The 26078-nt window shown below is 70.4% G+C and carries 17 protein-coding genes; 6 read left to right on the top strand and 11 right to left on the bottom strand.

Annotated elements, in window-relative coordinates:
- The first annotated feature begins 2 nt into the window (after positions 1-2).
- Entirely contained in the window at positions 3-950 is a 948-nt protein-coding gene (locus ACK4YQ_RS01605; protein WP_409607598.1) for a TraB/GumN family protein, read from the top strand.
- Here ACK4YQ_RS01605 and ACK4YQ_RS01610 read toward each other — a convergent pair.
- The 4 genes from ACK4YQ_RS01610 to ACK4YQ_RS01625 all read right to left on the bottom strand — a co-directional run bounded on the left by ACK4YQ_RS01610 (position 947) and on the right by ACK4YQ_RS01625 (position 6820).
- Positions 947-1480: a GNAT family N-acetyltransferase gene (locus ACK4YQ_RS01610; protein WP_409607600.1), complete on the bottom strand. Its 534-nt coding sequence runs from the start codon at positions 1478-1480 to the stop codon at positions 947-949. The genes ACK4YQ_RS01605 and ACK4YQ_RS01610 overlap by 4 nt on opposite strands.
- Positions 1477-2358 carry an N-carbamoylputrescine amidase gene (aguB, locus tag ACK4YQ_RS01615; RefSeq protein ID WP_409607602.1) on the bottom strand — a complete coding sequence of 294 codons (882 nt, stop codon included), beginning with the start codon at positions 2356-2358 and terminating at the stop codon, positions 1477-1479. Before aguB ends, ACK4YQ_RS01610 begins: the two co-directional genes overlap by 4 nt.
- Entirely contained in the window at positions 2358-3365 is a 1008-nt protein-coding gene (locus tag ACK4YQ_RS01620) for an agmatine deiminase family protein (RefSeq protein ID WP_409607604.1), read from the bottom strand. Before ACK4YQ_RS01620 ends, aguB begins: the two co-directional genes overlap by 1 nt.
- Positions 3366-3517: 152 nt before the next feature.
- A complete protein-coding gene (locus ACK4YQ_RS01625; protein ID WP_409607606.1) occupies positions 3518-6820 on the bottom strand; it encodes a TonB-dependent receptor domain-containing protein in 3303 nt (1100 codons plus the stop codon).
- Between the two features lie 209 nt (positions 6821-7029).
- Here ACK4YQ_RS01625 and ACK4YQ_RS01630 point away from each other — a divergent pair, with 209 nt between their 5' ends.
- Entirely contained in the window at positions 7030-8574 is a 1545-nt protein-coding gene (locus ACK4YQ_RS01630; protein WP_409607608.1) for an ArnT family glycosyltransferase, read from the top strand.
- Here the strand turns inward: ACK4YQ_RS01630 and msrA are convergent.
- From msrA to ACK4YQ_RS01650, 4 genes are all read right to left on the bottom strand, one after another.
- A complete protein-coding gene (gene msrA / locus ACK4YQ_RS01635; protein WP_409607610.1) occupies positions 8549-9133 on the bottom strand; it encodes a peptide-methionine (S)-S-oxide reductase MsrA in 585 nt (194 codons plus the stop codon). The genes ACK4YQ_RS01630 and msrA overlap by 26 nt on opposite strands.
- 78 nt (positions 9134-9211) lie before the next feature.
- Positions 9212-9994 carry a tyrosine-protein phosphatase gene (locus ACK4YQ_RS01640; RefSeq protein WP_409607612.1) on the bottom strand — a complete coding sequence of 261 codons (783 nt, stop codon included), beginning with the start codon at positions 9992-9994 and terminating at the stop codon, positions 9212-9214.
- A 64-nt stretch (positions 9995-10058) separates the two neighbouring features.
- On the bottom strand, positions 10059-10703 hold the full coding sequence (locus ACK4YQ_RS01645; protein WP_409607614.1) for a 3-oxoacid CoA-transferase subunit B: 645 nt from the start codon (positions 10701-10703) through the stop codon (positions 10059-10061).
- A gap of 1 nt (position 10704) precedes the next feature.
- Complete coding sequence (locus ACK4YQ_RS01650; protein ID WP_409607616.1) at positions 10705-11439, bottom strand: CoA transferase subunit A; 735 nt, start codon at positions 11437-11439, stop codon at positions 10705-10707.
- 135 nt (positions 11440-11574) lie between these two features.
- Between ACK4YQ_RS01650 and ACK4YQ_RS01655 the strand changes: the two genes are divergently transcribed.
- The 3 genes from ACK4YQ_RS01655 to ACK4YQ_RS01665 all read left to right on the top strand — a co-directional run bounded on the left by ACK4YQ_RS01655 (position 11575) and on the right by ACK4YQ_RS01665 (position 16954).
- On the top strand, positions 11575-13464 hold the full coding sequence (locus ACK4YQ_RS01655; RefSeq protein ID WP_409607618.1) for a monovalent cation:proton antiporter-2 (CPA2) family protein: 1890 nt from the start codon (positions 11575-11577) through the stop codon (positions 13462-13464).
- 9 nt (positions 13465-13473) lie between these two features.
- Positions 13474-14409 carry an isopenicillin N synthase family dioxygenase gene (locus tag ACK4YQ_RS01660; protein ID WP_409607620.1) on the top strand — a complete coding sequence of 312 codons (936 nt, stop codon included), beginning with the start codon at positions 13474-13476 and terminating at the stop codon, positions 14407-14409.
- Positions 14410-14494: 85 nt separating this feature from the next.
- On the top strand, positions 14495-16954 hold the full coding sequence (locus tag ACK4YQ_RS01665; RefSeq protein WP_409607622.1) for an ATP-binding protein: 2460 nt from the start codon (positions 14495-14497) through the stop codon (positions 16952-16954).
- A 35-nt stretch (positions 16955-16989) separates the two neighbouring features.
- Here ACK4YQ_RS01665 and ACK4YQ_RS01670 read toward each other — a convergent pair whose 3' ends face one another.
- The 3 genes from ACK4YQ_RS01670 to ACK4YQ_RS01680 form a co-directional block, all read right to left on the bottom strand.
- Positions 16990-18486: a ubiquitin-activating E1 FCCH domain-containing protein gene (locus tag ACK4YQ_RS01670; RefSeq protein ID WP_409607624.1), complete on the bottom strand. Its 1497-nt coding sequence runs from the start codon at positions 18484-18486 to the stop codon at positions 16990-16992.
- Positions 18487-18697: 211 nt separating this feature from the next.
- Positions 18698-20500: a M2 family metallopeptidase gene (locus ACK4YQ_RS01675; RefSeq protein ID WP_409607626.1), complete on the bottom strand. Its 1803-nt coding sequence runs from the start codon at positions 20498-20500 to the stop codon at positions 18698-18700.
- A 96-nt stretch (positions 20501-20596) separates the two neighbouring features.
- Positions 20597-20776, bottom strand: a complete 180-nt coding sequence (locus ACK4YQ_RS01680) for a hypothetical protein (RefSeq protein ID WP_409607628.1) — start codon at positions 20774-20776, stop codon at positions 20597-20599.
- A gap of 250 nt (positions 20777-21026) precedes the next feature.
- Between ACK4YQ_RS01680 and ACK4YQ_RS01685 the strand changes: the two genes are divergently transcribed.
- Positions 21027-26078: an alpha-2-macroglobulin family protein gene (locus tag ACK4YQ_RS01685; protein ID WP_409607630.1), complete on the top strand. Its 5052-nt coding sequence runs from the start codon at positions 21027-21029 to the stop codon at positions 26076-26078.

Below are 26078 nucleotides of genomic sequence, written 5' to 3' on the forward strand. Positions count from 1 at the left end.
TGATGAGGCGAATCCCGTGGCTCGGCCTCGCCATGGCCGCGGCCCTGGCCGCGCCGGCGGCGGCCCAGGCCCCCGAGCCCTACGACCCCGACGCGGCCCTGGTCGAGGAGCTTGTCGTCACCGGACGCGAACCGGGGCCGGCCTGGTGGCGGGTGTCCGATGCGGACACCACGGTCTACGTGCTGGGCTCCCCCTCCCTGGCGCCCAAGCGCATGCAGTGGGACCGCGCCGTCTTCGAGCGGCGGCTTTCCGGCGCCAACGAAGTCATCCTGCCGTTCCAGAACGTGCGGGTGAAGTTCAAGGGCGTGGTGGGCGCGACCTTCAACTTCATGCGCCTGCGTTCGGGCGCGCCCTTCGAGGAGACGCTTTCCCCCGCCGCCCGCGCCCGGTTCGCCGCGGTGCGCGAGCGCCTGGGCCAGCCGGCCGACCACTACAAGACCCGCAACCCGCTGGCCGCCGGCCTGATCCTCGCCTCCGACTACCGCGATCACGAGAACCTGACGACCAGCGACCCGACCAAGCTGATCAAGCTGCTGGCGGAGCGATCCCGGATTCCGGTCCGGCAGAAGACCTACGATCTGGGGCCGCTGATGGGGCAGATCCTGAAGACCTCGGACGCCGCGGGCCGCGCCTGCCTGGACGAGGTGCTGGAGCAGGCCGAGGCAGGTCCCGCGGGAACCCTCGCCGCCGCCCGCGCCTGGGCCGAGGGCGACGTGCGCGGCGCGCTCGCCGCCGAGCGCAGCTATGAACGGTGTCTGGCCATGGTGCCCGGGGCGCGGGCCTTCGACGACCGGGTCAAGGCCGACCAGGCCGCGGCCATCGTCCAGGCCCTGAAGAAGCCTGGCCACGCCGTCGCCGTCGTCCAGCTTCGCCCGCTGCTGTCGCAAGGCGGGGTCCTGGACCGCCTGCGGGCCCAGGGCTTCACCGTAAAGGCGCCGGGCGAGGTCTAGGCGGGGGCGGCCACGTAGACGACGTGCGCCCGCAGCGGGTGGTCGGCAGCCAGGCGCGGATGGTCGAAATCCCGCTGCGCCGCGCGCACCATGCCGATGCGCTTCATCACCGCCTGGGAGTTCAGGTTGGTGCTGGCGGTGAAGGCGATGATCTCGTCGGTCGGAATGTTGGCGAAGCCCCAGTCCAGGGCGGCCCGCGCGCCCTCGCTGGCGTAGCCCGCCCCCCAGGCGTCGTGCGCCAGGCGCCAGGCGATCTCGATGCACGGTCCCACCGGCAGCGTCCCTGCGGCGACCGTGCTCAGGCCGATCATGCCGATCAGCCGCCCGTCCGCCTTGCGCTCGGCGGCCCAGGCGCCGAAGCCGTGCTCGGCGATGTGCGCGCCGATGCGGTCGACCAGGGCGTCGCTGGAAGCGCGGTCGATCGGCCCCCCCAGCCAGTCGCCGACGTGCGGGTCGGCGTTGATCGCGGCGAACGGAGCGCGGTCGTCTTCACGCCAAGGCCGCAGGATCAGGCGCTCGGTCTCGATCACGGCGCCGGCCGCGCGCCCGCCAGCGCCCCATAGAGGTCCGTGCGCCGGTCGCGGAAGAATCCCCAGGCGGCGCGGTGGGTCTGCAGGAAGTCCAGGTCGAACTCGGCGGTCAGCACGCCCTCCTCCCCGCGGCCGAATTCGGCGACGAGGTCGCCGCGGTGGTCGCTGATGAAGCTGGAGCCGTAGAAGGTCTGCCCGCCGCCGGGATAGCCCGGCCAGGGCTCGAAGCCGGTGCGGTTGGCGCCCACGACCGGGATCACGTTGGACACGGCGTGCCCCTGCATCGCGCGGCGCCAGGGTGCGGCTGTGTCGAGGCTGGCGTCGTGCGGCTCAGAGCCGATCGCGGTGGGGTAGAACAGCACCTCGGCGCCCATCAGGGCCATGGCGCGGGCGCACTCGGGGTACCACTGATCCCAGCAGATGCCGACGCCCAGGCGGCCGAAGCGCGTGTCCCAGACCTTGAAGCCGGTGTCGCCGGGCCGGAAGTAGTACTTTTCCATGTAGCCCGGGCCGTCGGGGATGTGGCTCTTGCGATAGAGCCCCATCAGCGAGCCGTCGGCGTCCACCATCACCAGGCTGTTGAAGTAGTGCGGCCCCTCGCGTTCGAAGATCGAGATGGGCAGCACCACCCCAAGCTCGGCCGCCAGGGGCGCAAGGGCGGTGACGCAGGGATGCTCGCGCCAGGGATGGGCCGTGGCGAACCAGCGCTCCTCCTGGGCGACGCAGAAGTACGGTCCCTGGAACAGCTCCGAGGGCAGCACCACCTGCGCGCCCTGGCCGGCGGCCTCGCGGATGAAGTCGGCGGTCCTGGCGATGTTGGCGGCCATGTCGTCGCCATAGGCGGTCTGGATCGCCGCCACCTTGATCGTGCGGGCCATCAGGCGGGCTCCTGCTGGGTGATGCAATGAAACGATCCGCCGCCGGTGAGGATCGCGTTCGAGGAAAGCCCGATCACCTGGCGGCCGGGGAAGGCTGCCTCCAGGCCCTGCAAGGCCAGCCGGCTGGCGGCGTCCTCATAGGTGGGGGCGATCACCGCCCCGTTGGCGACGATGAAGTTCATGTGGCTGGCCGGCGCGTACTCTCCCTCCGGCCCTTCGATGTAGCCGGGCGAGGGGATCCGCAGCACCTGCAGCGGGCGGCCGTCGGCGTCGGTCATGGCCGCCAGGCGGCGGGCGCAGTCGTCGTAGACCTCGGCGTTGGGGTCGCCTCGGCCGAAGGCGAGCGGGCAGACCACCACGCCCGGGGCGACGAAGCGGGCCAGGTTGTCGACGTGGCCGTCGGTGTGGTCGTTCTTCAGGCCGTCGCCCAGCCACAGCACCTTGCGCACGCCCAGGGTGCGGGCGAGCGCGGCCTCCGCGTCGGCCTCCGTCCAGCCGGGGTTGCGGTTGGGATTGAGGAGGCACTGGCGGGTGGTCAGCACCGTGCCCGCGCCGTCGTGGTCCAGGGCGCCGCCCTCCAGCACGAAGTCCGCCCCGGTCAGCGGGGCGCCGGAGGCGCCGGCGATCTGCGCGGCGACCTCGTCGTCGTGGGGCAGGACGTACTTGCCCCCCCATCCGTTGAAGCGGAAGCCCTGGGCCCTCGCCGCGCCGGCGTCGGTCTGGACGAAGATCGGGCCGGTGTCGCGCAGCCAGATGTCGCCGAACAGGCCGCGCACGATGTCGACGCCCTCGACGTCCCCGAGCAGCGCCTGGGCGGCCTCATGCCCCTCGGCCGAGCCGGTCAGCAGGCGCACGCGCTCGCCGCCCGGTCCGGCCAGGGCGCGGGCCACGGCCGCGACCTCGGCCTGGGCCGGCTCCAGATCCTCCTCCCACAGGTCCGCATGGCTGGGAAAGCCCAGCCACATGGCGCGGTGGGGGGCCCATTCTGCCGGTACGATGAGGCTCATGGCGTCGTGATCCCTCTAGCGCGCGCCGCACGGCGGCGGCGGCCCGTGAACGCGCGCAGATGGGCGGCCCGGCCCCCCACGTCAAGCGCCCAAAAAGAAGAGGGCGGCCCGTCGCCGGACCGCCCTCCCGATGTCCGTTCCGGACGTGCGTCCTAGAACTTGTACTTGATGCCCAGCTTGACCTGCCAGAACGAGCTCTCCGTCCGGACATAGGGCTTCTGGACGTTCAGCGAGCCGCCGACGCCGGTGCCGGAGTATTCATAGATCGCGCCCGGCGTGGCGCAGCTCGTGGCCGAGCCGCCCGAGGTGATGCAGCGTACGTTCACCACGGGAACCGAGCGGTGGAAGTCGTACTGTTCGAGCACGCCCCACTCGTCGTTCAGCAGGTTGCCGAGGTTCTCGATGTCCATGTAGCCGATGAGCTTGGCCCCGTTGGGGAAGAACGCCGGCAGTTCCTGGCTCAGGTGGACGTCGATGGTGAAGACGTCCGGGGTCTTGAAGGCGTTACGCGGCGCGATGGAGCCCGCGTACTTGGCCAGGCCGCTGTTCTGCACGAACTCGTTGAACTGCGCGACGAAGGCGGAACCGCCGACATAGCGCACATTGGCGTCGCTGGTGGCCGTGATGGCGCCGTTGTCCATCGTCGGCACGTAGATCAGAGCGTTCGACGACGCCTGACGGCCCGAGTAGCTCGAGACGTTGTAGCCGAAGTCGTTGTCGAAGCTGCCGCTGCGGCTGTTGGCGAAGGTGTAGCTGAACGGCAGGCCCGAACGGTTCTGCATGAACACGTGCACCAGCGTCTCGTTGTCGCCGAAGAACTTGCGGGCATACGAGAAGTCGGCCGAGAACCGGTTGCGGATCTCGTAGTCCGAGGTCGCCGCTTGCGGGTTCTGCGGGTCGGAGACGCCGTAGCGCGTATAGCTCGACTGGGCGATCGAGCTGGTCATGGGGTTGGCGTCCGTGGCGCGGGTGTTCGTGTAGATCAGCCGCATGCCGAGGCCGTCCCACAGACCTTCGCGCCAGTTCTTGGCCACGGTGATCGAGTGCGAGCGGGATTCGCCCTCGTCGGTGTTGGCCAGCATGAAGTCGTAGTTGTTGCCGGTCGAGGTCACCGTGCTCTGGGCGTAGACCGGTCGGCCATCCGGCGCCGTGCCAACCTGGACGGAGCGCAGATTGTACCAGTAGAGGGCGTTCTGGTTGACGGACTTCAGGTAATCGACCTGAACCAGCCAGTCGTCCCCGAAGCGCCCGAGGTCGAAGGTGTAGCCGACCGAGATGTTGCCCTTCCAGACGGTGGGGATCTTCAGCGCCGGGTCGATCACGTTGGTGTCGCCGTTGCCGGGCGTGAAGGTGCAGCCCGCCGGCGCCCGGGTCAGGTCGACGTTGGTGTACGGCCCCGCCGGGCAGACCGCGTTGGTCTGGCTGACGCCGGTGTTGGAGTAGGCGTTGGACACCCACACGTTCAGGCCTTGCGACGAGAACTTGCCGATGCCGCCGGAGACGCGCAGCCGGTCAACCGGCTCCCAGTTGAAGGAGACGCGCGGCAGCAGGACGTGCTTGCCGTCCAGGTTCTGCTGGTTCGAGAACTTGTTCCGCTCGAAGAAGCTCGCGTTGTAGAGCGGCTTGTCGTCCATCGAATACCAGTCGAAGCGGAAGCCGGCCGAAACGTCGAGGTTCGGCAGGATCTGCAGCCGGTCTTCGGCGTACAGGCTCGACAGGCGGTAGCTGAAGGTCGCCGCGCCCAGTCGCGCCGTGCCGAGCGTCGCCGGGACGGTCCCGGCGGTGGGGTCGACGCCGCCGCTCAGGGAGAAGCTGCTGGCCCGCCGCGCCAGGAAATCGGCGTAGCTGGCGAAATTGTAGCTGCCCAGCGAGTTCGACACGAAGACGTTGAAGACGTCGTCCTTCTCGGTCCGGAAACCGGCCAGGATGTCATGCTCGCCCCAATGGTAGCGGGCGATCGCCTCGTAGGTCTCGACCTTGGTGTTGAGATAGTTGTCGTGCCGGAAGGTGTCGGCGCCGAACTGAATCTGCGGCGTCCCGGCGCCGGCCTCCACGCCCGTCAGGTCGGATACGTTGACGATCACCTGACCGACCGAGAGGCCGCTCAGCGGGTTCTGCTGGGTGTCCTGCTCCTTGGACGAATAGCGCAGCTCGGTGGAGAAGGCGTCGGTCCAGTTGGAGTTCAGCTGCGCGGAGTAGGCCGTGAGCTCTTCGATCTTGTTGTACTGGTTGGACGCGAGCCCGACGCGCGGCTGAGTAGTCGAGTTGCCGTTGGCGAAGGTCGAGGACGTCGAACCGTTGAGCGAATTGCCCAGGGTGTTCTGATAGCCGATGCTCAGACGATGCTTGTCGGAGATGTTCCAGTCGATCTTGGCCAGCCACTTCTCGTCTTCGACCGGGAAGGCGCCGCTGAGATACGAGCCGGGATCATAGCCATAGATGCTGTTGACGGCGTCGACGAAGGTGTCGATGGCCTGGGTCGTGATGCGCGGGATCACCGTGCCCGCGCCCGAACCGACCGGGCCGGTGTCGAAGCCCAGTTCCCCTTCGTACTTCTCGTAGGCGACGAAGAAGAAGAGGTTGTCCTTGATGATCGGGCCGCCGAGGGTGGCGCCCCAGACCTTCTCGGAGAACTCGTTGGTGTACTTCACGCCGTCCAGCGTGTGGCCCTGCAGGTCGTCGCCCGTCTTCTCGTAGAAGACCGTGCCGTGGAACTCGTTGGTCCCCGACTTGGTGACGGCGTTGATCTGGCCGCCCAGGAAGCCGTTGTTGATGACGCTGTAGGGCGCCGACGAGACGTTCAGCGCTTCGACCGCGTCGATCGAGATCGGCGAGCGCTGGGTCGGATAGCCGTTGTTGTTGAGGCCGAAGTCGTCGTTCTGACGGATGCCGTCGACGGTCAGCTGGTTGAACCGGGTGTTCGCGCCGGCGAAGGACAGCGCGTCCTGGTTCGTCGGATCGATGGTCGCGAACGGGTCGATCCGGGCGATGTCCTTCAGGTCGCGGCTGATCGACGGCAGCGCCTGGATCTGAGCCACGGAGAAGTTCGTGCTGGGGCCGCCCTGGCTGGGCGCCGCCTTCGCGGCCGTGACCACGAGTTCGGAGACCGCGCCGCCCGCTCCGGCGAGCACGACATTGACGTTGGCCGCGTCGCCGACGCCGATCGCCTGGATCGTGACCTGCCCGCTCTCGTGGTCCGCCGCCGAGGCGCTGACGCGGTAGGGGCCGCCGACGCGCAGGCCGCGGGCCGAGAAGTTGCCGTCAGGACCCGTCACGGACGTGGACGTGGAGCCAGTCGGCACGTGGGTGATCGTCACCGTCGCGCTGGCGACCGGAGCGCCCGCATCGTCCGTGACCTGGCCGCGAACCGAGCCGGTCGTCTCCTGGGCGTAGACCGCCGTGGACACGGCGCATGCGAGCGCCGTCAGAGCCACGCCGCCGGCGAGCCTCTTCATCAACATCATTGCAGTAGTCCCCTCTCAGCTATCGGGATCGTCAGCCGACAGCCCCGAACGTAACCGGCCGTATACTCCCGATTTCAGGGACGTAGGTGACGGTTTTATAACGGTTGCGCCGTCACGCCCGGACTGTGACCTGAAAGGCGCGCCTGCTGCTTTACAGGGCGGCAGGATCAGTCGAGCGTCGGTCCCGCAAGGAGAGTGATTTGTCCGGCGACCGCCGATCCGTACACGGTGTGGACTCCGCCTGGCGCGGCGTGCTGCTGGTGACCGCAGCCCTGACGTTCGCGCGTCTGGCGGCTCTGTTCGCCACGCCGCTGCAGCTCTATCCGGACGAGGCGCAGTACTGGCTGTGGTCGCGCACGCTCGACTGGGGATACTATTCCAAGCCGCCGATGATCGCCTGGGCGATCTGGGCCACCACCGCCCTCGGGGGCGACGGCGAGGCGTGGGTGCGGCTGGCCGCGCCCCTGTTCCACGCCGGCGCGGCCCTGGCCGTCTTTGCGATCGGCCGGCGGCTATACGGCGCCTCGGCCGGCTTCGCCGCCTTCGCCCTCTACATGCTGATGCCGGGGGTGCAGCTGTCCTCGGCCGTGATCGCCACCGACGCGCCGCTCCTCCTGTTCCTGGCGCTGGCGCTGCTCGCCTACGTCGAGCTTCCGCATGCGGACGGCAGGCGCCGGGTCTGGACGGCGGCCGCCTTCGGGGCGGCCCTCGGGCTCGCCTTCCTGTCGAAGTACGCGGCGATCTACGGCCTCATCGGCGCCGGCCTGCACGCGGCGGCGTCGCGCCAGGCAAGGGCCGTGTGGCGGCCGGCGACGATAGCCGCGGCCATCGCCGCCTTCGCCGCGGTCCTGGCGCCGAACCTGATCTGGAACGCGGCGCACGGCTTCGCCACGGTTCAGCACACGGCCTCGAATGCGGACTGGGGCGCCGAGCGCCTGTTCAACCCGGCCGAGCTCGGCGACTTCGTGGCCTCGCAGTTCGGCGTCTTCGGCCCGATTCCCTTCGCGGTCCTGATCGGCGGGGCGGCGGTGACGGCCTGGCGGCGCCGGCTCAGCGCGGCGGACGCCATGCTGCTGTGCTTCGCCCTCCCGGCCCTCGTGATCGTCGCCGGCCAGGCCTTCGTCAGCCGCGCCAACGCCAACTGGGCCGGTGCGGGCTTCGTGGCGGGCTCGATCCTGGCCGGCGCCTGGCTCGTCCGCTGGCGCGCCCGCGGCTGGCTGGTCGCCGCGATCGCCACCCAGGCGCTGATGGCCGTCCTGTTCCTGACCTGGGCGATCTCGCCCTCGACCGCCGAAGCGATGGGCGCATCCAACAGCTTCAAGCGCGCCAAGGGCTGGTCGGAAATGACCGAGCTGGTGGTGGACCGGGCCCGCCGCGAGCCGAACCTGACCGCCATCGCGGTCAACGACCGCTTCCTGTTCAACGCCATGGCCTACTACGCCCGCGACGAGATCGCCGCGGGCGAGTTGCCGCCCCTGACCATGTGGGTGCGCGCGGCCCACCCCCAGACCCAGGCGGAAATGACCGATCCCCTGACGCCGCAGGCCGGGGCACGTGTGCTGGGCGTCATTCTGGAGCAGGCCCACGGCGAGGAGATGCGGGCCGACTTCGCCCGCGTCTCGGGCCGGGAGTTCGTCAGCGTGCGCCTCGACCGCAAACGCACGCGCCGCGCCGAACTCTTCATCGGCGAGGGCTACGCTCCTCGCCCCCGCGATCCCGTCAGCGGCCTGCCCACACCGCCTTGAGCCGGGCGTCGCGGCCGCAGCCGACGCGATAGGCGTTGTAGCGGACCGGATTCTTCCGGGCGAAGTCCTGGTGGTAGCCCTCGGCGAGCCAGAACCGCGAGGCGGGCAGCACCATGGTGGCCACAGGCTTCTTCAGCTCGCGGGCGGCCTTGGCCTTGGCGGCCTCGGCGGCCTGCCGCTCCTGGGGCGAGGCGACGAACACGGCGGTGCGGTACGAGGGGCCGCGGTCGCAGATCTGGCCGCCGCCGTCGGTGGGATCGATGTGGTGCAGGAAGCCGTCCACCAGCTCGGGATAGCTGATGGCCGCCGGGTCGTAGGTGACCTTCACCGCCTCGAGGTGGCCGGCGTGGTCGCGATAGGTGGGATTGGCCCGCTTTCCGCCGGCGTACCCGACCACCACGTCCTTCACCCCCGGCAGGTGCTCCAGGTCGTGCTCGACCGACCAGAAGCAGCCGCCGGCGAACACCGCCGTGCGGTGGGCGGGCGCCGCGCCCATGAGGCCCAGGGCGCCGACGGCGGCGGCGGCGGCGGCGAGGCGGGCGGATCTGGGCGATTTCATCGGCGGTCTCCGGACTGACGCGGGGGGCACAGCAGGTAGTACGGCCGCAAGCCCCCGGCGGTTACATCCGCGCGCGCTTCAGGCCGCCAGCCGCGCCCGCACGCGATCGCGCGCGGCGGCGTCCACCCCGATCTCGTCCAGATACGGGTCGATCCCGCCACACCGTTCCTCGATGGCGGCGAAGGCGGCGTCCAGATACTCCGGCTGCACCCCCAGGAACGCGCGGACGGCGGTCTCCGAGGGGCGGCGCCCCAGGGACGCCTCGAGCGCCTCGGTCACCATCGGCAGCCGCTCCTCCAGCCGGGCGGCCTGGTTGGTCAAGAGGTAGTCGGCGCGCATGTCGTCGGGGTGCACGCCCATGACGTGGTGGGTCAGCGCGGCCAGCAGCCCCGTGCGGTCCTTGCCGGCGGTGCAGTGAATCAGCACGGCCCCCGGCGCCTGGGCTAGGGCCTCGAAATAGCGGCGGAACAGGATGCCGTGGCGCGCCTCGAAGGGGGCGTTGGCGTAGTAGTCGAGGAAGAAGCGGCGGGCGCTCTCCGGCGTCAGGTCGGTCTCCCGCAGGAAGGCGACGTGCGGCGCCTCGGCCTGGTCGCCCAGGTCGCACTCGATGACCTGGCCGGCGAAGCCGGGCGGCCGCGGGGAAGGCTCGCGGTCACGCTCGAGGGGACGACGCAGGTCGACGATCACCGCCACGTCGAGGTCCGCCAGGGTCTGCAGGTCCGCGGCGGTGGCGCGGGCATGGTGGGCGGAGCGGAACAGCTTTCGTCGCGGCAGCCGCCCATGCGCGCCGGCCAGGTAGTCGCCGTAGTCGCGGAAGTTGTCGATGGCCTCGAGCGGCAGGATGCGGTCGGTGATGCTCATGTCGAAAACCCTCTCGACCGCAGACTGTCGGTGGTCTGTGACAGTCGTGGGACAGCGCGCCCCCTCAGGCCAGCGCCGCCTCGAAGGTGGCCTCGGTCTTGGCCCTGATCTCGTCGAGGCTGACGCCGGGGGCGAGCTCGACCAGCTTGAGCGGGGTCTTGCCGCGGCCGACGTCGAAGACCCCCAGGTCGGTGACCACCAGGTCCACGACTCCCTGGCCGGTGAGCGGCAGCGAGCAGGCCTTCACCAGTTTCGGCGCGCCCGACTTCTCGGTGTGCTCCATGACCACGACCACGCGCTTGACGCCGGCCACCAGGTCCATGGCGCCGCCCATGCCCTTGACCATCTTGCCGGGCACCATCCAGTTGGCGAGGTCCCCGTTCGCCGCCACCTGCATGGCCCCCAGGATCGACAGGTCGATGTGGCCGCCGCGGATCATGGCGAAGCTGTCGGCGCTGGAGAAATAGGACGAACTGGCCAGCTCGGTGATCGTCTGCTTGCCGGCGTTGATCAGGTCCGGATCGGCCTCGCCCTCGTAGGGGAACGGCCCCATGCCGAGCATGCCGTTCTCGCTCTGCAGCGTCACCGACACCCCCTCGGGGATGTAGTTCGCCACTAGGGTCGGGATGCCGATCCCCAGGTTGACGTAGTAGCCGTCCTTCAGCTCACGGGCCGCGCGGGCGGCCATGTCGTTGCGCGTCCAGGCCATCTCAGACCTCCTCGCCGGCGGCTGCGCCCTCGGCGGACCGCGTCCGCGTGGTCAGCTGCTCGATGCGCTTCTCATAGGCCGCGCCCTTCAGGACGCGATCGACGTAGATGCCGGGGGTGTGGATGTGGTCCTTGTCCAGGGTCCCGATCTCCACCAGGTGCTCCACCTCGGCCACGCACACCTTGCCGGCGGTGGCCATCATCGGATTGAAGTTCCGGGCGGTCTTCCGATAGACGAGGTTGCCCTCGGCGTCGCCCTTGTGCGCCTTGACGATGGACAGGTCGGCGGTCAGGCCCCGCTCCATCACATAAAGCTCGCCGTCGAACTCGCGCACTTCCTTGCCCTCGGCCACCAGGGTGCCGACGCCGGTCTTGGTGAAGAAGGCCGGAATGCCCGCCCCGCCGGCGCGGATCCGCTCGGCCAGGGTGCCCTGGGGATTGAACTCCAGCTCCAGCTTTCCGGAGAGGTAGAGCTCGGCGAACAGCTTGTTCTCACCCACATAGGAGCTGATCATCTTGCGGATTTGACCGCCGGCCAGCAGTACGCCCAGGCCGAAGTCGTCGACTCCGCAATTGTTGGAGACGACCGTCAGGTCCTTGACCCCAGAGGCGCGGATCGCCGCGATGAGGTTTTCCGGAATGCCGCAGAGGCCAAAGCCTCCCGCCATGATCGTCATGCCGTCGAAGAGCAGCCCGTCCAGGGCTTCGGCGGCGTCGGTGCGCAGCTTTCTGACCATGGAGTCGTGTTACGCCGCGGTGCAGCATTTGCAAGCGCGGCGCGAAAAGAATCTCGTGTCCGACCGCCCGCGCCTCGCCCATAGTCCGCCGATGACTCGCCGACATCGCCAGCGCCGCCCGGACCGGCCGCGCTGATGGACACCCAATCCCTCCTGACCCAGGCGCTGGTCTATCTGGCGGCCGGGGTGATCTCGGTGCCGATCGCCAAGCGCCTCGGCCTCGGCTCGGTGCTGGGCTACCTCTTCGCCGGCATGGCGGTTGGGCCCTTCGCCCTCAACCTCGTCGGCGAGGCGGCCGACGTCATGCGCTTCGCCGAGTTCGGCGTCGTGATCCTGCTGTTCCTCATCGGCCTTGAGGTGCGGCCGGCGCTGCTGTGGCGCCTGCGCTCGGCCATCTTCGGCGTCGGCGGCGTGCAGATGGCGCTGACCACCGCCGTCCTGGCGGGCGCGGGGACGGCCCTCGGGCTGGACTGGCGGACGGCGGTGGCCGCCGGCCTGATGCTGGCGATGTCGTCCACCGCCATCGTCCTGCAGAGCCTGGAGGAAAAGGGCCTGCGGCGCGGCCCGGTCGGCGAGGCCTCCTTCGGCGTCCTGCTGTTCCAGGACCTTGCGGTGATCCCGCTGTTCGCGATCCTGCCCCTCCTGGCCGTCGCGGCGCCCCAGCACGCGGCCGAAGCGGCCCACGGGACCAGCCTTGTGGAGGGCCTGCCCGGCTGGCAGCGCATGCTGGCCGCCCTGGCCGCCATGGGGGCGGTGATCTTCGGCGGGCGCTATCTGACCCGGCCGCTCTTCCGCTTCATCGCGGCCGCCCGCCTGCGGGAGATCTTCACCGCCTCGGCCCTGCTGCTGGTGGTCGGCGTCGCGTTCCTGATGCAGATGGTCGGGCTCTCCCCGGCCCTGGGGGCCTTCCTGGCTGGCGTGGTGCTGGCGGAGAGCGAGTTCCGCCGCGAGCTGGAGACCGACATCGAGCCGTTCCGCGGTCTCCTGCTCGGCCTGTTCTTCATCACCGTGGGCGCGGGCCTGGACTTCGGCGTCGTGGCCGAGCGCCCCGCAGCCCTGCTCGGCGTCGTGGTCGGCCTGATGGTGCTGAAGGCGGGGGCCATGTTCGCCTCGGCCCGGCTCTTCCGGTTCGACAAGCGCGACGCCCTGCTCAGCGGCGCGGCCCTCGCCCAGGGCGGGGAGTTCGCCTTCGTGCTGATCACCTTCGCCCTCGGCTCGGGCGTCGTGGGCGCGGAGCTCGCCAAGTTCCTGACCGCGGTGGTGGCCGTCTCCATGGCCGCGGCGCCGCTGGCGATGAGCGGCATGGAGCGCCTGCTGCTGATGCGCCCGGCGAAGGCGGAGCGGGAGATGGAGGCGCCGCAGTTCGACGACGGCGAGCCGGACGTGATCGTCGCCGGGTTCGGCCGCTTCGGCCAGATCGCCGCCCGCCTGCTGATGGCCAACGGCTTCAATGCGGTGACCCTGGACTCCAGCATCGAGCAGATCGACCTGCTGCGCCGGTTCGGCCGCGAGGTGCACTACGGCGACGCCAGCCGACTGGACCTGCTGAGCGCGGCCGGCGCCGACAAGGCCCGGGTGCTGCTGGTGGCCATCGACGACCGCGACAAGGCCGTGGAGATGGTCGAGGCCGCGCGGCAGGCGTTTCCGAACCTCACCATCCTGGCCCGCGCCTGGGACCGCCGCCACGCTTATGAGCTCCTGCGCAGCGGCGCCGACGACGTCGAGCGCGAGACCTTCGAGGCGGGGCTGGCGCTTGGGCGGCGCGCGCTCGAGCGGCTGGGGCAGAGCCCGCGCCGGGCGGTGCGGGCGGCCAATCTGTTCCGGCAGCAGGACGAAAAGCTGTTCCGCAAGCTTGCGCCGATCGCCGGCGAGGAGGAGCGCTATCTGATGGCCACCCGCGATTCCCGCGAGACCATGGACCGCCTGCTCCGGGCCGAGATGGCGCGTCTGGCCGACGACGAGGAGGAGACCGCGCCCGACCTTCGGGACTCCACGGAGTTGGAGGCCCACAGCCAGTCGGTGTAGGGGAGCGGCATGACCCAGTCAGCCATCGCGCCCGTCTCCTACAAGGGCTACGCCGAGGACTTCGCGGCCTTCTCCAACGCCCTGGGCGAGTCCTTCGCCCGCTACGGATTCGCCGTGGTGGGCGACCATGACCTGCCGCAGCCGAGGATCGAGGCGGCTCTCGCCGCGGCCAAGGCCTTCTTCGCCCTGCCCGAGGCGGTGAAGAAGGCCTATGTGGTCGGCCAGGGGGGGCAGCGCGGCTACACCCCCTTCGGCATCGAGACGGCCAAGGGCGAGGCGCATTTCGACCTCAAGGAATTCTGGCACATGGGGCGCGACCTGCCCCCGGACCACCGCTACGCCGCCCTGATGCCGCCCAACGTCTGGCCGGCCGAGGTCCCTGGCTTCCGCGACGACGTCGCCTGGCTGTTCGGGGCGCTCGACGCCATGGGCATGCGGCTTCTGGAGGCGATCGCCGTCTACCTGGGCCTGGAGCGGGGCTTCTTTGCGCCGACCGTGGGCGAAGGCAATTCGGTGCTGCGCCTGCTGCACTATCCGCCAGCGCCGTTCGACGGGCCGAACATCCGCGCCGGCGCGCACGAGGACATCAACGTCATCACCCTGCTGCTCGGCGCCGAGGAGGCGGGCCTGGAGGTGCTGGACCGCGACGGCCGCTGGCTGCCGATCAATCCGCCGCCCGGCTCGCTGGTGATCAACATCGGCGACATGCTGCAGCGGCTGACCAACCACGTCCTGCCCTCGACGACCCACAGGGTCGTCAATCCCGCGCCGGAGCGGCGGGGGCTTTCGCGCTATTCCACGCCCTTCTTCCTGCACTTCAATCCCGACCACCTGATCCGCACCCTGCCCGGCTGCGTGACCCCCGAACGGCCGGACCGCTATCCCGAGCCGATTACGGCCGACGCCTTCCTTCGCGAGCGCCTGCGGGAGATCAAGCTTCTCTGACCGGCGTTTTTTGACGCCCGCGACGGAAATTTAACGAGGCGGTCCGTAGACTGGCGGTCAACGCTGGGGACTCGGGTCTGCGACGGTGACAAGGGGCAAGATCGACGAGGCGCGCCGCCTGGCGGCCCTCGATGCGCTGGATCTGGAGGCCTTGCGCCTGAACTTCGAGCGGGTGGCCAGACTGGCGCGCGCCCACTCCGGCGAGCCGGTCGCCAACGTCATCGTGGTGGGCGAACAGGGCGCCTGGCACGCCAACCCCCTGCCGAACGCCGAGGAGATCAGCCGCGGCCAGTCCTTCGCCGCCGTCGCCGTGGGCTCCAACCGCCTGCTCTGGGTGGCCGACGCCTCCGCCGACCCGCGCTTCTGCGACCACCCCTTCGTCAAGGACCACGAGCGGGTCGGCGCCTCCTTCGCCGTCCGCTTCTTCGCCTGCGCCCCGATCCGCCTGGACGACGGTCACGTGATCGGCGTGGTCTCGATCGCCGGGCCCACGCCGCGGGCGTACGACGAGAGGCTCGCCAATGCGCTCGGCGACCTCGCCGACATCGCGTCCGACGACTGCCGCCGCCAGCTCGCCCAGCGGGCGCTGGCACGGGCGGAAGCCGAGGCGCGCGCGGCCAACGAACTGCTGATCGCCTTCGTCGAGTCCGCCCCGGTCGCCATCGCGATGATGGACCTCGACATGCGGGTGATCCAGACGAGCCCGCGCTGGCGGATGGAACGCCAGCAGCCCGACATCGCCGGGCGCATCCTCTACGAGGCGTTTCCGGAAGCTGCGCACCTGGCCCACTTCCACCGCCAGTGCCTCATGGGGGAGGCGATCCGGCTCGATCCCGTGCCCCTGACGCTGCCTGGCGGGGAAGAGCGCTTTCTGCGGATCGAGATGAACCCCTGGCGCAAGCCGTGCGGCGAGATCGGCGGCATGATCCTGATGTCCATCGACGTCACGCACATGGTCCAGGCCCTGGAGGAGACCAAGCGCTCCGAGGCGCGGCTCAAGCTCGCCCTGGACATCGGCCGGCTGCGCATGTGGGAGATGGACTTCCGCCGCCGCGAGCTGAACTCCGACGGCGTGGCCGTCGCCGGCGACGAGATGTTCTCCTACGACGTGCTGGCCGAGGACATCTGGAGCACCATCCATCCGGACCAGCGCGCCGAGGCCCAGGCCGCCTGGCAGCGCTACATGACCACGGGCGAGCCGTTCCGGGGCACGGCGCGCCACCTGCAGACCAACGGCTCCTACCTTTGGATGCAGTCCGCCGTGGAGGCCATCAAGGACGACCGTGGCCGGATCGTGCGGCTCGTCGGGATCCTGCGCAACGTCGAAGCCGAGATGCGCGCCCAGCGGGAGCTCGTCCTGGCCAAGGAGGCGGCCGAGGCCGCCAGCCGCGCCAAGAGCGAGTTCCTGGCCAACATGAGCCACGAGATCCGCACCCCGCTGAACGGGGTGCTGGGGGTCGCCGGGGCGCTCGCCGCGACCCCGCTGTCGCCGGACCAGGCCGAGATGGTGGGGCTGATCGAGACCTCGGCGCAGACGCTGGAGGCCCTGCTCAGCGACATCCTGGACCTGGCGAGGATCGAGGCCGGCCGCCTGGAGCTGAAGACCGAGCCCTTCGACCTGGCCGCCTCGGTGCGGGCCTGCGCAGCCCTGTTCGAGGCGAGCGCGCGGGCCAAGGGGCTCGTCCTGTCGGTGGACATCGCGCCGGAGGCGCAGGAGGTGTTCGAAGGCGACGGGCCGCGCCTGCGCCAGATCCTGTGCAATCTCCTGGGCAACGCCGTGAAGTTCACCGCCCAAGGCGGCGTCAGCCTGTCGGTGCGGGCCGAGCCGGGGCCGGACGCCTCGCGGCTGCGCCTGTCGGTCGCCGACACCGGGATCGGCTTCGATGAGGCGACGAAGGCTCGCCTGTTCGCCCGCTTCGAGCAGGCCGACGGCTCGATCACCCGCCAGTACGGCGGGTCCGGCCTGGGCCTTGCGATCTCGCGGTCCCTGGCCGAGGCCATGGGCGGGTCCCTCGGCGCCGAGGGACGCCCCGGACGGGGCGCGACGTTCACGCTTGAACTCGAGCTGCCGCGCCGTTCGCGCGGGGCCCTGGCCCAGGGCCCCGCGCACGCCCTCGAAGCCGCCGCGCCCTCGCTGTCGCGGCTGCGCGTCCTGCTGGCCGAGGACCACCCCACCAACCGGCGCGTCGTCGAGCTGATCCTCGGCGCGGCGGGCGTGGATCTGGTCTGCGTGGAGAACGGGGCCGAAGCCCTGCGCGCCGTCGAGCTGCAGGTCTTCGATCTGATCCTGATGGATATGCAGATGCCGGTGATGGACGGCCTCACCGCCGTGGGCGAACTGCGCGCCCGCGAGCGGCGGCTCGGCCTGGCGCCTACATCGATCTACATGCTGACGGCCAACGCCATGCCCGAGCACGCCCGGGCCTCCGTGGCGGCGGGCGCGGACGGGCACGTGACCAAGCCGATCACCGCCCAGACGCTTCTGAAGGTCGCCGCCGAGTTGGCCGCCGCGCTGCCGCCCGCCGACGCCGCCCTCAGCGCCTGATCTCGGCTCGAGGCCCGGCCGGGCCTCGCCCCGGCTCAGTGCGAGAGGCGGAGCGAGTTGATGTCCTGGCCGATGGCGCGGAACGCGTCCTGCAGGGCCGTGCCCGACGAGGGCAGGTACTGGTGCTCGGCGTCCGTGGCGCAGCCGGACAAGATGCCGGCCGCGGTGGAGCCCTCGCTGATCCGGAAGCCCACCGTGTAGATGACGATGTCCTGCTGCTTCATCGCATCGCAAAGGGCGGTCGCCTGCGTGCCCGAGGTCCCGTTGGTGGCGTTGCAGTTGATGTGGTCGCTGTCGGAGCCGGAGCCGGAGCCCGAGTTCTTGGCGATCACCCCGTTGCAGTAGGCGGTGTTGAACTCGCCGTCGGTCATCAGGATCACGACCTTGAGGAGCTCGTCCGTGCCGTATGCGGCCGGGCGGCTGGAGGCGTCGGACCAGACGTAGCCGAAGTTGGGCGAGACCATGTACCAGCCCCAGGCGATCCCGAGGTGGCCCGCGGTCGAGCCGCCGTCGTCGAGGCTGTTGATCAGGGTCTTCAGCGCGTCCTTGTCGGAGCTGAGCGGCATGATCTCGGCCGAAGGGCAGGAATTGCTGCTGCCGGCGTAGACCCGCCCGACGTAGGCGGTGCTGGGCGCGGTGTCGTTGTACTTGTGGGTGCCGGTCCGCTCCGAGGCGCAGGTGCTCTGCGCGAAGGTCTTGCTGTTCCAGTCGGCGTTGGTGAAGGTGTAGTACTCGCACCCATAGATATAGCAGTGAGCGAGACCGCCGGAGGTGTACTTGCTGTAGTCCTTGCCGTTGGTTCCGCTCAGGTCGAACGTCGTCGCCGTGGAGTTCGTGATCGTATAGGTGTTGCCGTTCAGCTGCGTCATGCCCTTCACGTCGCTGAACTTCACCTTGTCGCCGTCGCTCAGGCCATGGGCGTCCGACGTGGTGATCTTGACCTTGACGTTCTTGGTGTTGGTGGCGCCGGTCACGACCGGGATGTTCACCGGCCCGCGCACGGCGTCGGCGTAGGCGCCGACGTTGACCGAGTTCGAATAGGGAACGATGGCCAGCTTCGAATAGTAGGGCGTCTGGACGTCCTGCACGACGAGGTCAACGAGGTCCTCGGCCGCCTCCTTCAGATCGTCCATGTCGTTCTTCATCGAGCCGGTGATGTCGAGGACGACCGCGACCTCCAGGTTCACCGAGTTGCGCACCGCGTTGGTGTTCACGGTCATGTTGCCGTGGTTCCACAGCTCGGAGGCGATGCTGTCGCTGGAGATCTCCGCGCTGGCCACGATGGTCGAGTCGTTCAGCACGAAGTTGGTGTGGACCAGCCTCGCCTGGTCGGAGTCCGACAGGTTCGCGTTGAGCGCGCGCAGGCCGATCGCCTGGATCTCGTCGGCGTCGACCGAGCCGGAGCGGGCCACATAGAGCGCCGCCGCGTCCAGGGCGTCCTGCAGGCGCGCGCGCTGGCTGGTCGACATGTAGATGTCCACCACGCCCAGGGCGAGCGGCGCCAGCAGCACCAGAGCCACCGCGAAGAACACGGCGACCGCGCCGCGCTCGTCGCGCGCACCGCCCCTCAGACGTTCGCCAACGCCCAGGACCCAACGCCGAATGACACCTGGAATCTCAGACACGTCGCCCACCCACGGTTCAGTTCCGCAGGAAGTCTGACCGATCAGCGTAAACAAAAGCCCCGCATGGAAGGGTAAACGCCGCCGCAACCCAGCGGCGGCGTTCAGCTCCCCGGCGTCGTCACCAGCCGCAGTGCTCGCCCTTGTTCTGGGTCGTCAGCCAGGCGTTGAGCGGCTTGAAGTAGTCGGCCACGGCCGAGGCGTCCGTGCGGCTCTCGCCGGTGAAGGCGGCGAGGGCTTCCGGCCAGGGCCTGGAGGCGCCCATCTCCAGCATGGCGTTGAACTTCTTCCCCACCGCGTCCTGTCCATAGACCGAGCAGCGGTGCAGCGGGCCCTTCCATCCCATCTGGGCGCACGCGGCCCGGTGGAACTGGAACTGGTAGATGTGGGCCAGGAAGTAGCGGGTGTACGGCGTGTTGCCCGGCACATGGTACTTCGCGCCCGGATCGAAGGCGTCGGCCGGCCGCTCGCCCGGGGGCGTCAGGCCCTGGTACTTCAGGCGCAGGGCCCACCAGGCGTCGTTGTAGTGCTCCGGCGTCACCTCGCCGGAGAACACCTCCCAGCGCCAGCGGTCGATCAGGAGGCCGAAGGGCAGGAAGGCGATCTTGTCCAGCGCCGTCTTCAGGAGGAACGGGATGTCCTCGTCGGCGCCGGGCGCGGCGTCGAGAAGACCGATCTGCTGCAGGTAGGTGGGAGTGGTGGCCGACAGGCCGGCGAAGTCGCCGATCGCCTCGTGGAATCCGTCGTTGGCGCCGTTGCGGAACAGGTAGGGCTGCTCCGAATAGGCGCGCTGGTAGTAGTTGTGCCCCAGCTCGTGGTGGACCGTGTAGAAGTTGTCCGCATCCACCTTGGTGCACATCTTGATGCGGATGTCGCTCTTGTCGTCCACGTCCCAGGCGGAGGCGTGGCAGACCACCTCGCGGTCCTGCGGCCGCGTGATCATCGAGCGCTCCCAGAAGGTCTGCGGCAGCGGCTCCAGGCCCAGGGACGAATAGAAGCCCTCGCCGGTCTTCACCAGCTTGATCGGGTCATAGCCCTTGGCCACCAGCAGCTTGTCGAGGCTGTAGCTGGACTGGACGGTCCTGGGCGCCACCACGTCGTAGATGTTGCCCCACTGCTGGGCCCACATGTTGCCCAGCAGGTCGGCGCGGATCGGCCCGGTGCGCGGCTGGACGGCGTCGCCGTACTTGTCGTTCAGGCGCGCGCGCACGTAGCAGTGCAGGTTCTTGTAGAACGGCTCCACCTGCTTCCACAGCCGGTCGGTTTCGGCCGCGAAGGCGTCGGGCTCCATGTCGTAGCCGGAACGCCACAGGGCGCCGACATCCTTGAAGCCCTGCTCGCGGGCGCCCTCGTTGGCCAGGGCGACGAGGCGCGCATAGTCCTGCGTCATCACCGGCGAGACCGTGCGCCAGCCTTCCCAGACCGCCTTCAGCTCGGCCGGATCGCGCGAGGAGGCCAGGATGTCCTCTGCGTCGTTCAGCGTCAGCGTCTTGCCGGCGTAGGTGAACTTTCCGGTCGAGTAGGTGGAGTCCAGCTTCGAGGCCAGGGTCGCCAGCTCCCCCGCCGCGCCGGGCCGGTCCGGCGCCGGGAGCACGAGGTAGAGCTTGAGCAGCTTCAGCTTGCGGGCGGTGACCGGGTCGACCGCGACGCCGTCGAAGCGCGCCGCCTCCTTGGCCAGGCGCGTGACCAGGGCGGTCTGCTCGGCGACCGCCTTGGCTTCGAGCCACTGGGTGTCCACGGTGATGTAGGTGGCCCGCACCCAGGCGGACTTGTTCACATATTCCGAGTTCGCGGCGATCTCGGCCTCGGCCTTGTCGACGAAGGCCTTGGCCTCGGCGGGCGTGGGCTTGGGCGCCTGCGCCGCGGCGGAGCCGGCGGCGAACAGGAGCACGGTCGCCGAAGCGGCGACAAACAGGGATTTCATCCGGGGCGCTTCCTTAGCGTGTGGGTTGCGGCGCGCGAGCGTCGCCATGGCCCGATGGGAGCGTCCGTCTGCGCCAGCGTCAAGGCTGGCGAGGCCTCAGGCGCTGAGGCGGCTCTGCTCGGCGACCCGGCGGATGGTGGCTTCCACGGCGGCTTGAGCGCCCGACTGGCTCACGTTCGACCCCGAGGCGACGGTTTCGCCCTCTTCATCGTAGATCCGCCAGGTCCAGCCGGATTCCACGTGAGACAGGGAGTAAGCGAACGGGGTGTCCGGCACGGTTACGCCTCCTTGAGTCTTGCTGCGCTGCAGCAAGGATGGTCATCAGGACCCCAACGGTCACGCCTGTCAAGGGTTCCCCAGAGCCCCGACTGCAACTTTCAGGCCAGCACGCCCGCACCTTGAAGACGTTCTTTCGGCGGACGAATTTGCGGCGGGCTTCGCCCCGGCGTGGCCTTGCAGCGATTGACCGGGCCTGCCATTCGCGGTCCCATCGCCGTCCGCAATCCAAATCGTCGGGGAGAGGCCAATGCCGAGCGAGGACACGCCGGGCGTCGAGGAATCGTCGTCGTCCCGTCCCGAATCGGCCCGGCGAGGCTGGGGATGGCTCGGCGCGGGACGCAGCCTGCCGGCGGCCCTGGTCGCGCTGTTGGTGGCGGCCGGCTTCGGCGGCGGCTTCCTGGCGGCCAAGGCCTTCGACGGCTTCTCTGCGGTCCGTCCCGCGGCCGAAGACTCAGCGGCCGGCGGATGGAGCCTGTTCGGCAAGCCCCGCGGCGCGGCCGCGCCCCGCCGCGGCCAGCCCAAGCCCGAGGACTTCGCCGTCTGGCGCACCCGGGTGGACACCTCAGGCCCCGCGCCCCTCGCCTGCATCCAGATGAGTCGGCCGCTCGATCCCGCCAAGGCCTACGCCGACTTCGTGCTGGTCTCGCCGGAAGCCGACGGAACGCCGGCGGTCAGCGTCAAGGGCGACGAGCTCTGCGTGGCCGGGCTCGGCTTCGTGGACCGCCGCATCACGCTTCTGAAGGGCCTCCCCGCCCGAGGCGGCGAGACCCTGGCCGCCAACGCCGACGTGGACTTCACCTTCGGCGAGAAGCCGCCCTTCGTCGGGTTCGTCGGCGACGGGGTGATCCTGCCGCGGGAGGACGCCGACGGGGTCGGCGTCGAGACCGTCAACGTCACCCGGCTGGCCATCGAGGTGTGGCGCGTGGCCGACCGCAACCTCGTGCGCAAGTCGATCAGCGCCCCCGATCCCACGGGCGAGGGCGAATGGCCGGGCGACTACGGCGACGACAGCCCCGACGACGAGGGCCAGATCGTCTGGAAGGGCGAGATTCCCGTGAAGGCCGAGGGCGGCCAGCGCGTGACCACCGTCTTCCCCCTCGGCGCCGTGCTGCGCGAGATGAAGCCGGGCGGCTACGTCATCAAGGCCCGCGACGCGTCCGGCGGACGCGGACTGACCCGCGACGAGGACGAGTACGACCCCAATCCGCCCGCTCAGGCGCGGCGCTGGATCGTGTTCACCGACATGGCCCTGTCCGCCTATGAGGGCTCCGAGGCGCTCGACGTGGTGGTCCGCTCGCTGAAGACGGCCAAGACCCTGCCTGCCGTCCGCGTCGCCCTCGTCGCCCGCAACGGCGAGGACCTGGCCGAGGCGCGCACCGACGCGGCCGGGCGCGTGCGCTTCGAGCGGCCCCTCCTGGAAGGCAAGGGGGCGATGGACGCCAAGATGGTCATGGCCTACGGCGCCCAGGGCGACCTGGCCGTGCTGGACCTCGACCGCCCGCCTGTGGATCTGTCCAAGCAAGGCATCGGCGGGCGCACCGACGCGGCCGCGATCGGCGGCCGCGAGCAGAGCGGGGCGGTCGACGCCTATCTCTATTCCGACCGGGGGGTCTACCGCCCGGGAGAGACCGTGCGGCTCTCGGCCCTGCTGCGCGACCGCCAGGCCCAGGCGGTGAACGATCGCAAGGGCGCCATCGTGGTCCGCCGGCCGTCGGGCGTGGAGTTCAAGCGCTACGCCTTCGCCTCGGCTCCTCTGGGCGCCGTCGTCGCCAATGTCGAGCTCCCGCGCGGCGCGCCTCGCGGAAGCTGGCGCGCGAGTCTGGAGATCGATGGGCTGGAGGATCCCGCAGGCGAGATGCGCTTTGCGGTCGAGGACTTCGCGCCCCAGCGGCTGGCGGTGGACGTCGCGGCCAGGGCCGACGTCCCCCTGGGCCAGGGCGAGACCCGCGACGTGCAGGTGACCGCCCGCTTCCTCTACGGGGCGGCCGGAGCGGGCCTGCAGGCCCAGGGCGAGGCGCGGCTTCGCGCCGATCCCGATCCCTTCCCCGCCTACGAAGGCTACGAGTGGGGCGACGCGCGCGAACCCTTCGAGGAGCGCTACCTCGACCTGGGGCAGACGGTCACCGACGGCGACGGCCACGCCGTCCTGTCGCTGTCCGCCGAAGAGGCGGGGAATTCGCCCCAGCCGCTGGTCGCCGCCTTCACGGCCTCGGTGTTCGAGCCGGGCGGCCGGCCCGTGCGCGAGGGCGCCTCGCTGAAGGTCCGGGCCAAGCCGGTCTATCTGGGCGCCAAGGTGGACGTGGGCGAGGCCTCGGGCCGCAACGACCCCACCGTGACCATGGACGTGATCGCCGTCGATCCGCAGGGCCGGCGCATCGCCGCTCCCGGCGCGTCCTATCAGTTGATCGCCGAGAACTGGGACTACGACTGGTTCCAGCAGGACGGCCGCTGGCAATGGCGGCGCACCAGCCGCGACGTGGTGGTCCAGCGGAGCGACCTGCCGGTCGGCGCCGACAGGCCGGCGCGGATCACCCGGCGCCTCGGCTGGGGCGACTATCGCCTGGAGCTCTTCGGCCCGGACGGCGCGAAGTCGGTGACCCGCTTCGCCTCCGGCTGGGGCGCGCCGGCCAGGGACCAGGAAGCGCCCGACTTCGTGCGCGTCACCGCGGGGACCAAGACCTACGCCCAGGGCGACACGGTGGAGATCACCCTCAAGGCGCCCTACGCCGGCGAGGCCCAGGTGGCGGTCGCCACCGACCGGCTGATCGATTTCCGCACCCTTTCGGTCGGGGAGAAGGGCGCGACGGTGCGCCTGAAGACCAGCGCGGACTGGGGCGGCGGCGCCTATGTGCTGGTCAGCGTCATCCAGCCGCGCGACCCGGTCGCCTCGCCCAGGCCGCGGCGGGCGCTGGGGCTCGTCTATGTCCCCCTCGACCCCAAGGACCGCAAGCTGCAGGTCGAGCTCGGGACGCCGCAGAAGGTGAATTCCCGCGCGCCGCTGGAGGTGCCGGTGCAGGTGCGCGGCCTCGGCCTGGGCGCCAAGGCCAACGTGACCCTGGCCGCGGTCGACGAGGGCATCCTGCGGATCACCAAGTTCGACAGTCCCGATCCGGTGAAGTGGTACTTCGGCAAGCGGGCGCTCACCCTCGACTACCGCGACGACTACGGGCGCCTGCTGGACCCCAACCTCGGCGCCCCGGCCAACGTGAACTTCGGCGGCGACGAGATCGGCGGAGAGGGGCTGACCGTCACCCCCATCAGGACCGTGGCGCTCTGGTCCGGCGTGGTGGAGACCGGGCGCGACGGCAAGGCGGTGATCCGGCTGCCGGCGCCGGAGTTCAACGGCGAGCTTCGCCTGATGGCGGTGGCCTGGACCGACACGGCCGTCGGCTCGGCCTCGAAACCGCTCACCGTGCGCGAAGCCGTGGTCGCCGATCTGGCCCTGCCCCGCTTCCTGGCGCCGGGCGACAAGGCGTTCGCCACCCTGGAACTGCACAACCTGGAGGGCCGCGCCGGGCGGTACGTGGCCGAGCTGACCGCCGGCGGCGGTCTGCTCGCCCCCTTCCGCAAGGTGTTCGAGCTGGCCCTCGGCGACCGGATCGCCGAGCGCACGCCCATCGAAGCGCCACGCAAGGCGGGGATCGGCGAGGTCGGCTTCAAGGTGACCGGGCCGGGCTTCTCGACGGCCAAGTCCTACCCGCTGCAGACCCGCCTCGGCTGGGGCCGGGTGACGCGCACCACCACCGCCCTGCAGAAGCCCGGCGAATCCTACACGCCGGCCTCCGCCTTGCTGTCGGGCTTGGCGGCGGGCGACGCCACCCTGCAGGTGAGCTATTCGCCGTTCCGCGGGTTCGACCCCGGGCCGATCGCCAGCGCGCTGTCCCGCTACCCCTACGGCTGCACGGAACAGCTGGTGTCCGGCGCCTATCCGCTGCTGTACGCCCCCTCCGTGTCGGCCGATCCGAAGGTGAAGCGGAGCTCGGCGGCCCTGAATCAGGCGGTGGGCAAGCTGCTGGACCGCCAGACCCTCGACGGCGCCTTCGGCCTGTGGCGGGTGGGCGACGGGGAAGCCGACGCCTGGCTCGGCGCCTACGCCACCGACTTCCTGGTCGAGGCCGACCGCCTGGGCGCGCCGGTGCCGGATGCGGCGCTCGAGCGGGCGCTGGCCGCCATGCGGCTGATCTCGCGGCCGGACGGCTGGGCCTCGGTGTCCTATCGCCTGGAGTACCCGCAGTGGTGGGCCGGCTCGCGCGAGGCTTCGCAAAAGGCTACCGAGGCCATGCGCCGCCGCGCCTCGGCCTATGCGCTCTATGTCCTGGCGAAGGCCGGGCGGGGCGACCTCGCGCGGCTGCGCTGGTGGCATGACGTGCAGATGAAAACCGAGACCTCGCCCCTGGCCAAGGCCCAGGTCGGGGCCGGCCTGGCCCTCATGGGCGACCGGGCCCGGGCGCGTTCGGCCTTCCGCCAGGCCGTACGCTCGCTGGGCTACCGCGAGGAGAGCGACTGGTATCAGAGCCCGCTGCGCGATCTCGCCGCCGTCATCGCCCTGGCGCACGAGGCCGGCGAGACCGAACTCGCCCGCAGCCTGCAGGGCCGGCTGGAGAACGCCGTGCGCGATCCGGACAGCCTGAACACCCAGGAGCAGGCGCGTCTGCTTCAGGCCGCCGCAGCGATGCTGAAGGCGTCCGGGCCGATGCAGGTCGCCGCCTCGGGCGCCGTGCCGATGCCCGCGACCGCCGGCGCCCCGCGCTGGGCGGTCGGTCGCCTGGCGGGATCGAAGTTCGTCAACAACGGGTCGGGCGCGCTTTGGCGGACGGTGACGGTGACCGGCGCGCCCACCACCGCGCCCCGGCCCGAGCAGAACGGCCTGACCCTCTCCAAGCGCCTGGTGGGCATGGACGGCGGCGCCGTCGATCCGTCCCGCCTGCGCCAGGGCGACCAGGTGATCGTCCTGGTGTCGGGTCGCTCGCAGCAGGCGCGGTCCACCGCCCTGGTGGTCGACGACGCCCTGCCGGCCGGCTTCGAGATCGAGACCGTGCTGGGCCCCGACGACGCCCAGTCCGGTCCGTTCCGTTTCCTTGGCAAGCTCACCGCCGCGGACGTGCAGGAGGCGCGGGACGACCGCTATGTGGCCGCCCTCGACCTTCCCGGCCGGGAGCCGTTCGCCTTCGCCTATGTGGCGCGGGCGGTGACCCCCGGAGACTTCCTGCTGCCCGGAGCCGAGGCGCGCGACATGTACCGGCCCTCGCTCAACGCGCGCACAGCCGCCGGCCGGGCCACGATCGCCCCGGGAGAGTGA

This window comes from Phenylobacterium sp. (assembly GCF_046291545.1).
Classification (GTDB): domain Bacteria; phylum Pseudomonadota; class Alphaproteobacteria; order Caulobacterales; family Caulobacteraceae; genus Phenylobacterium.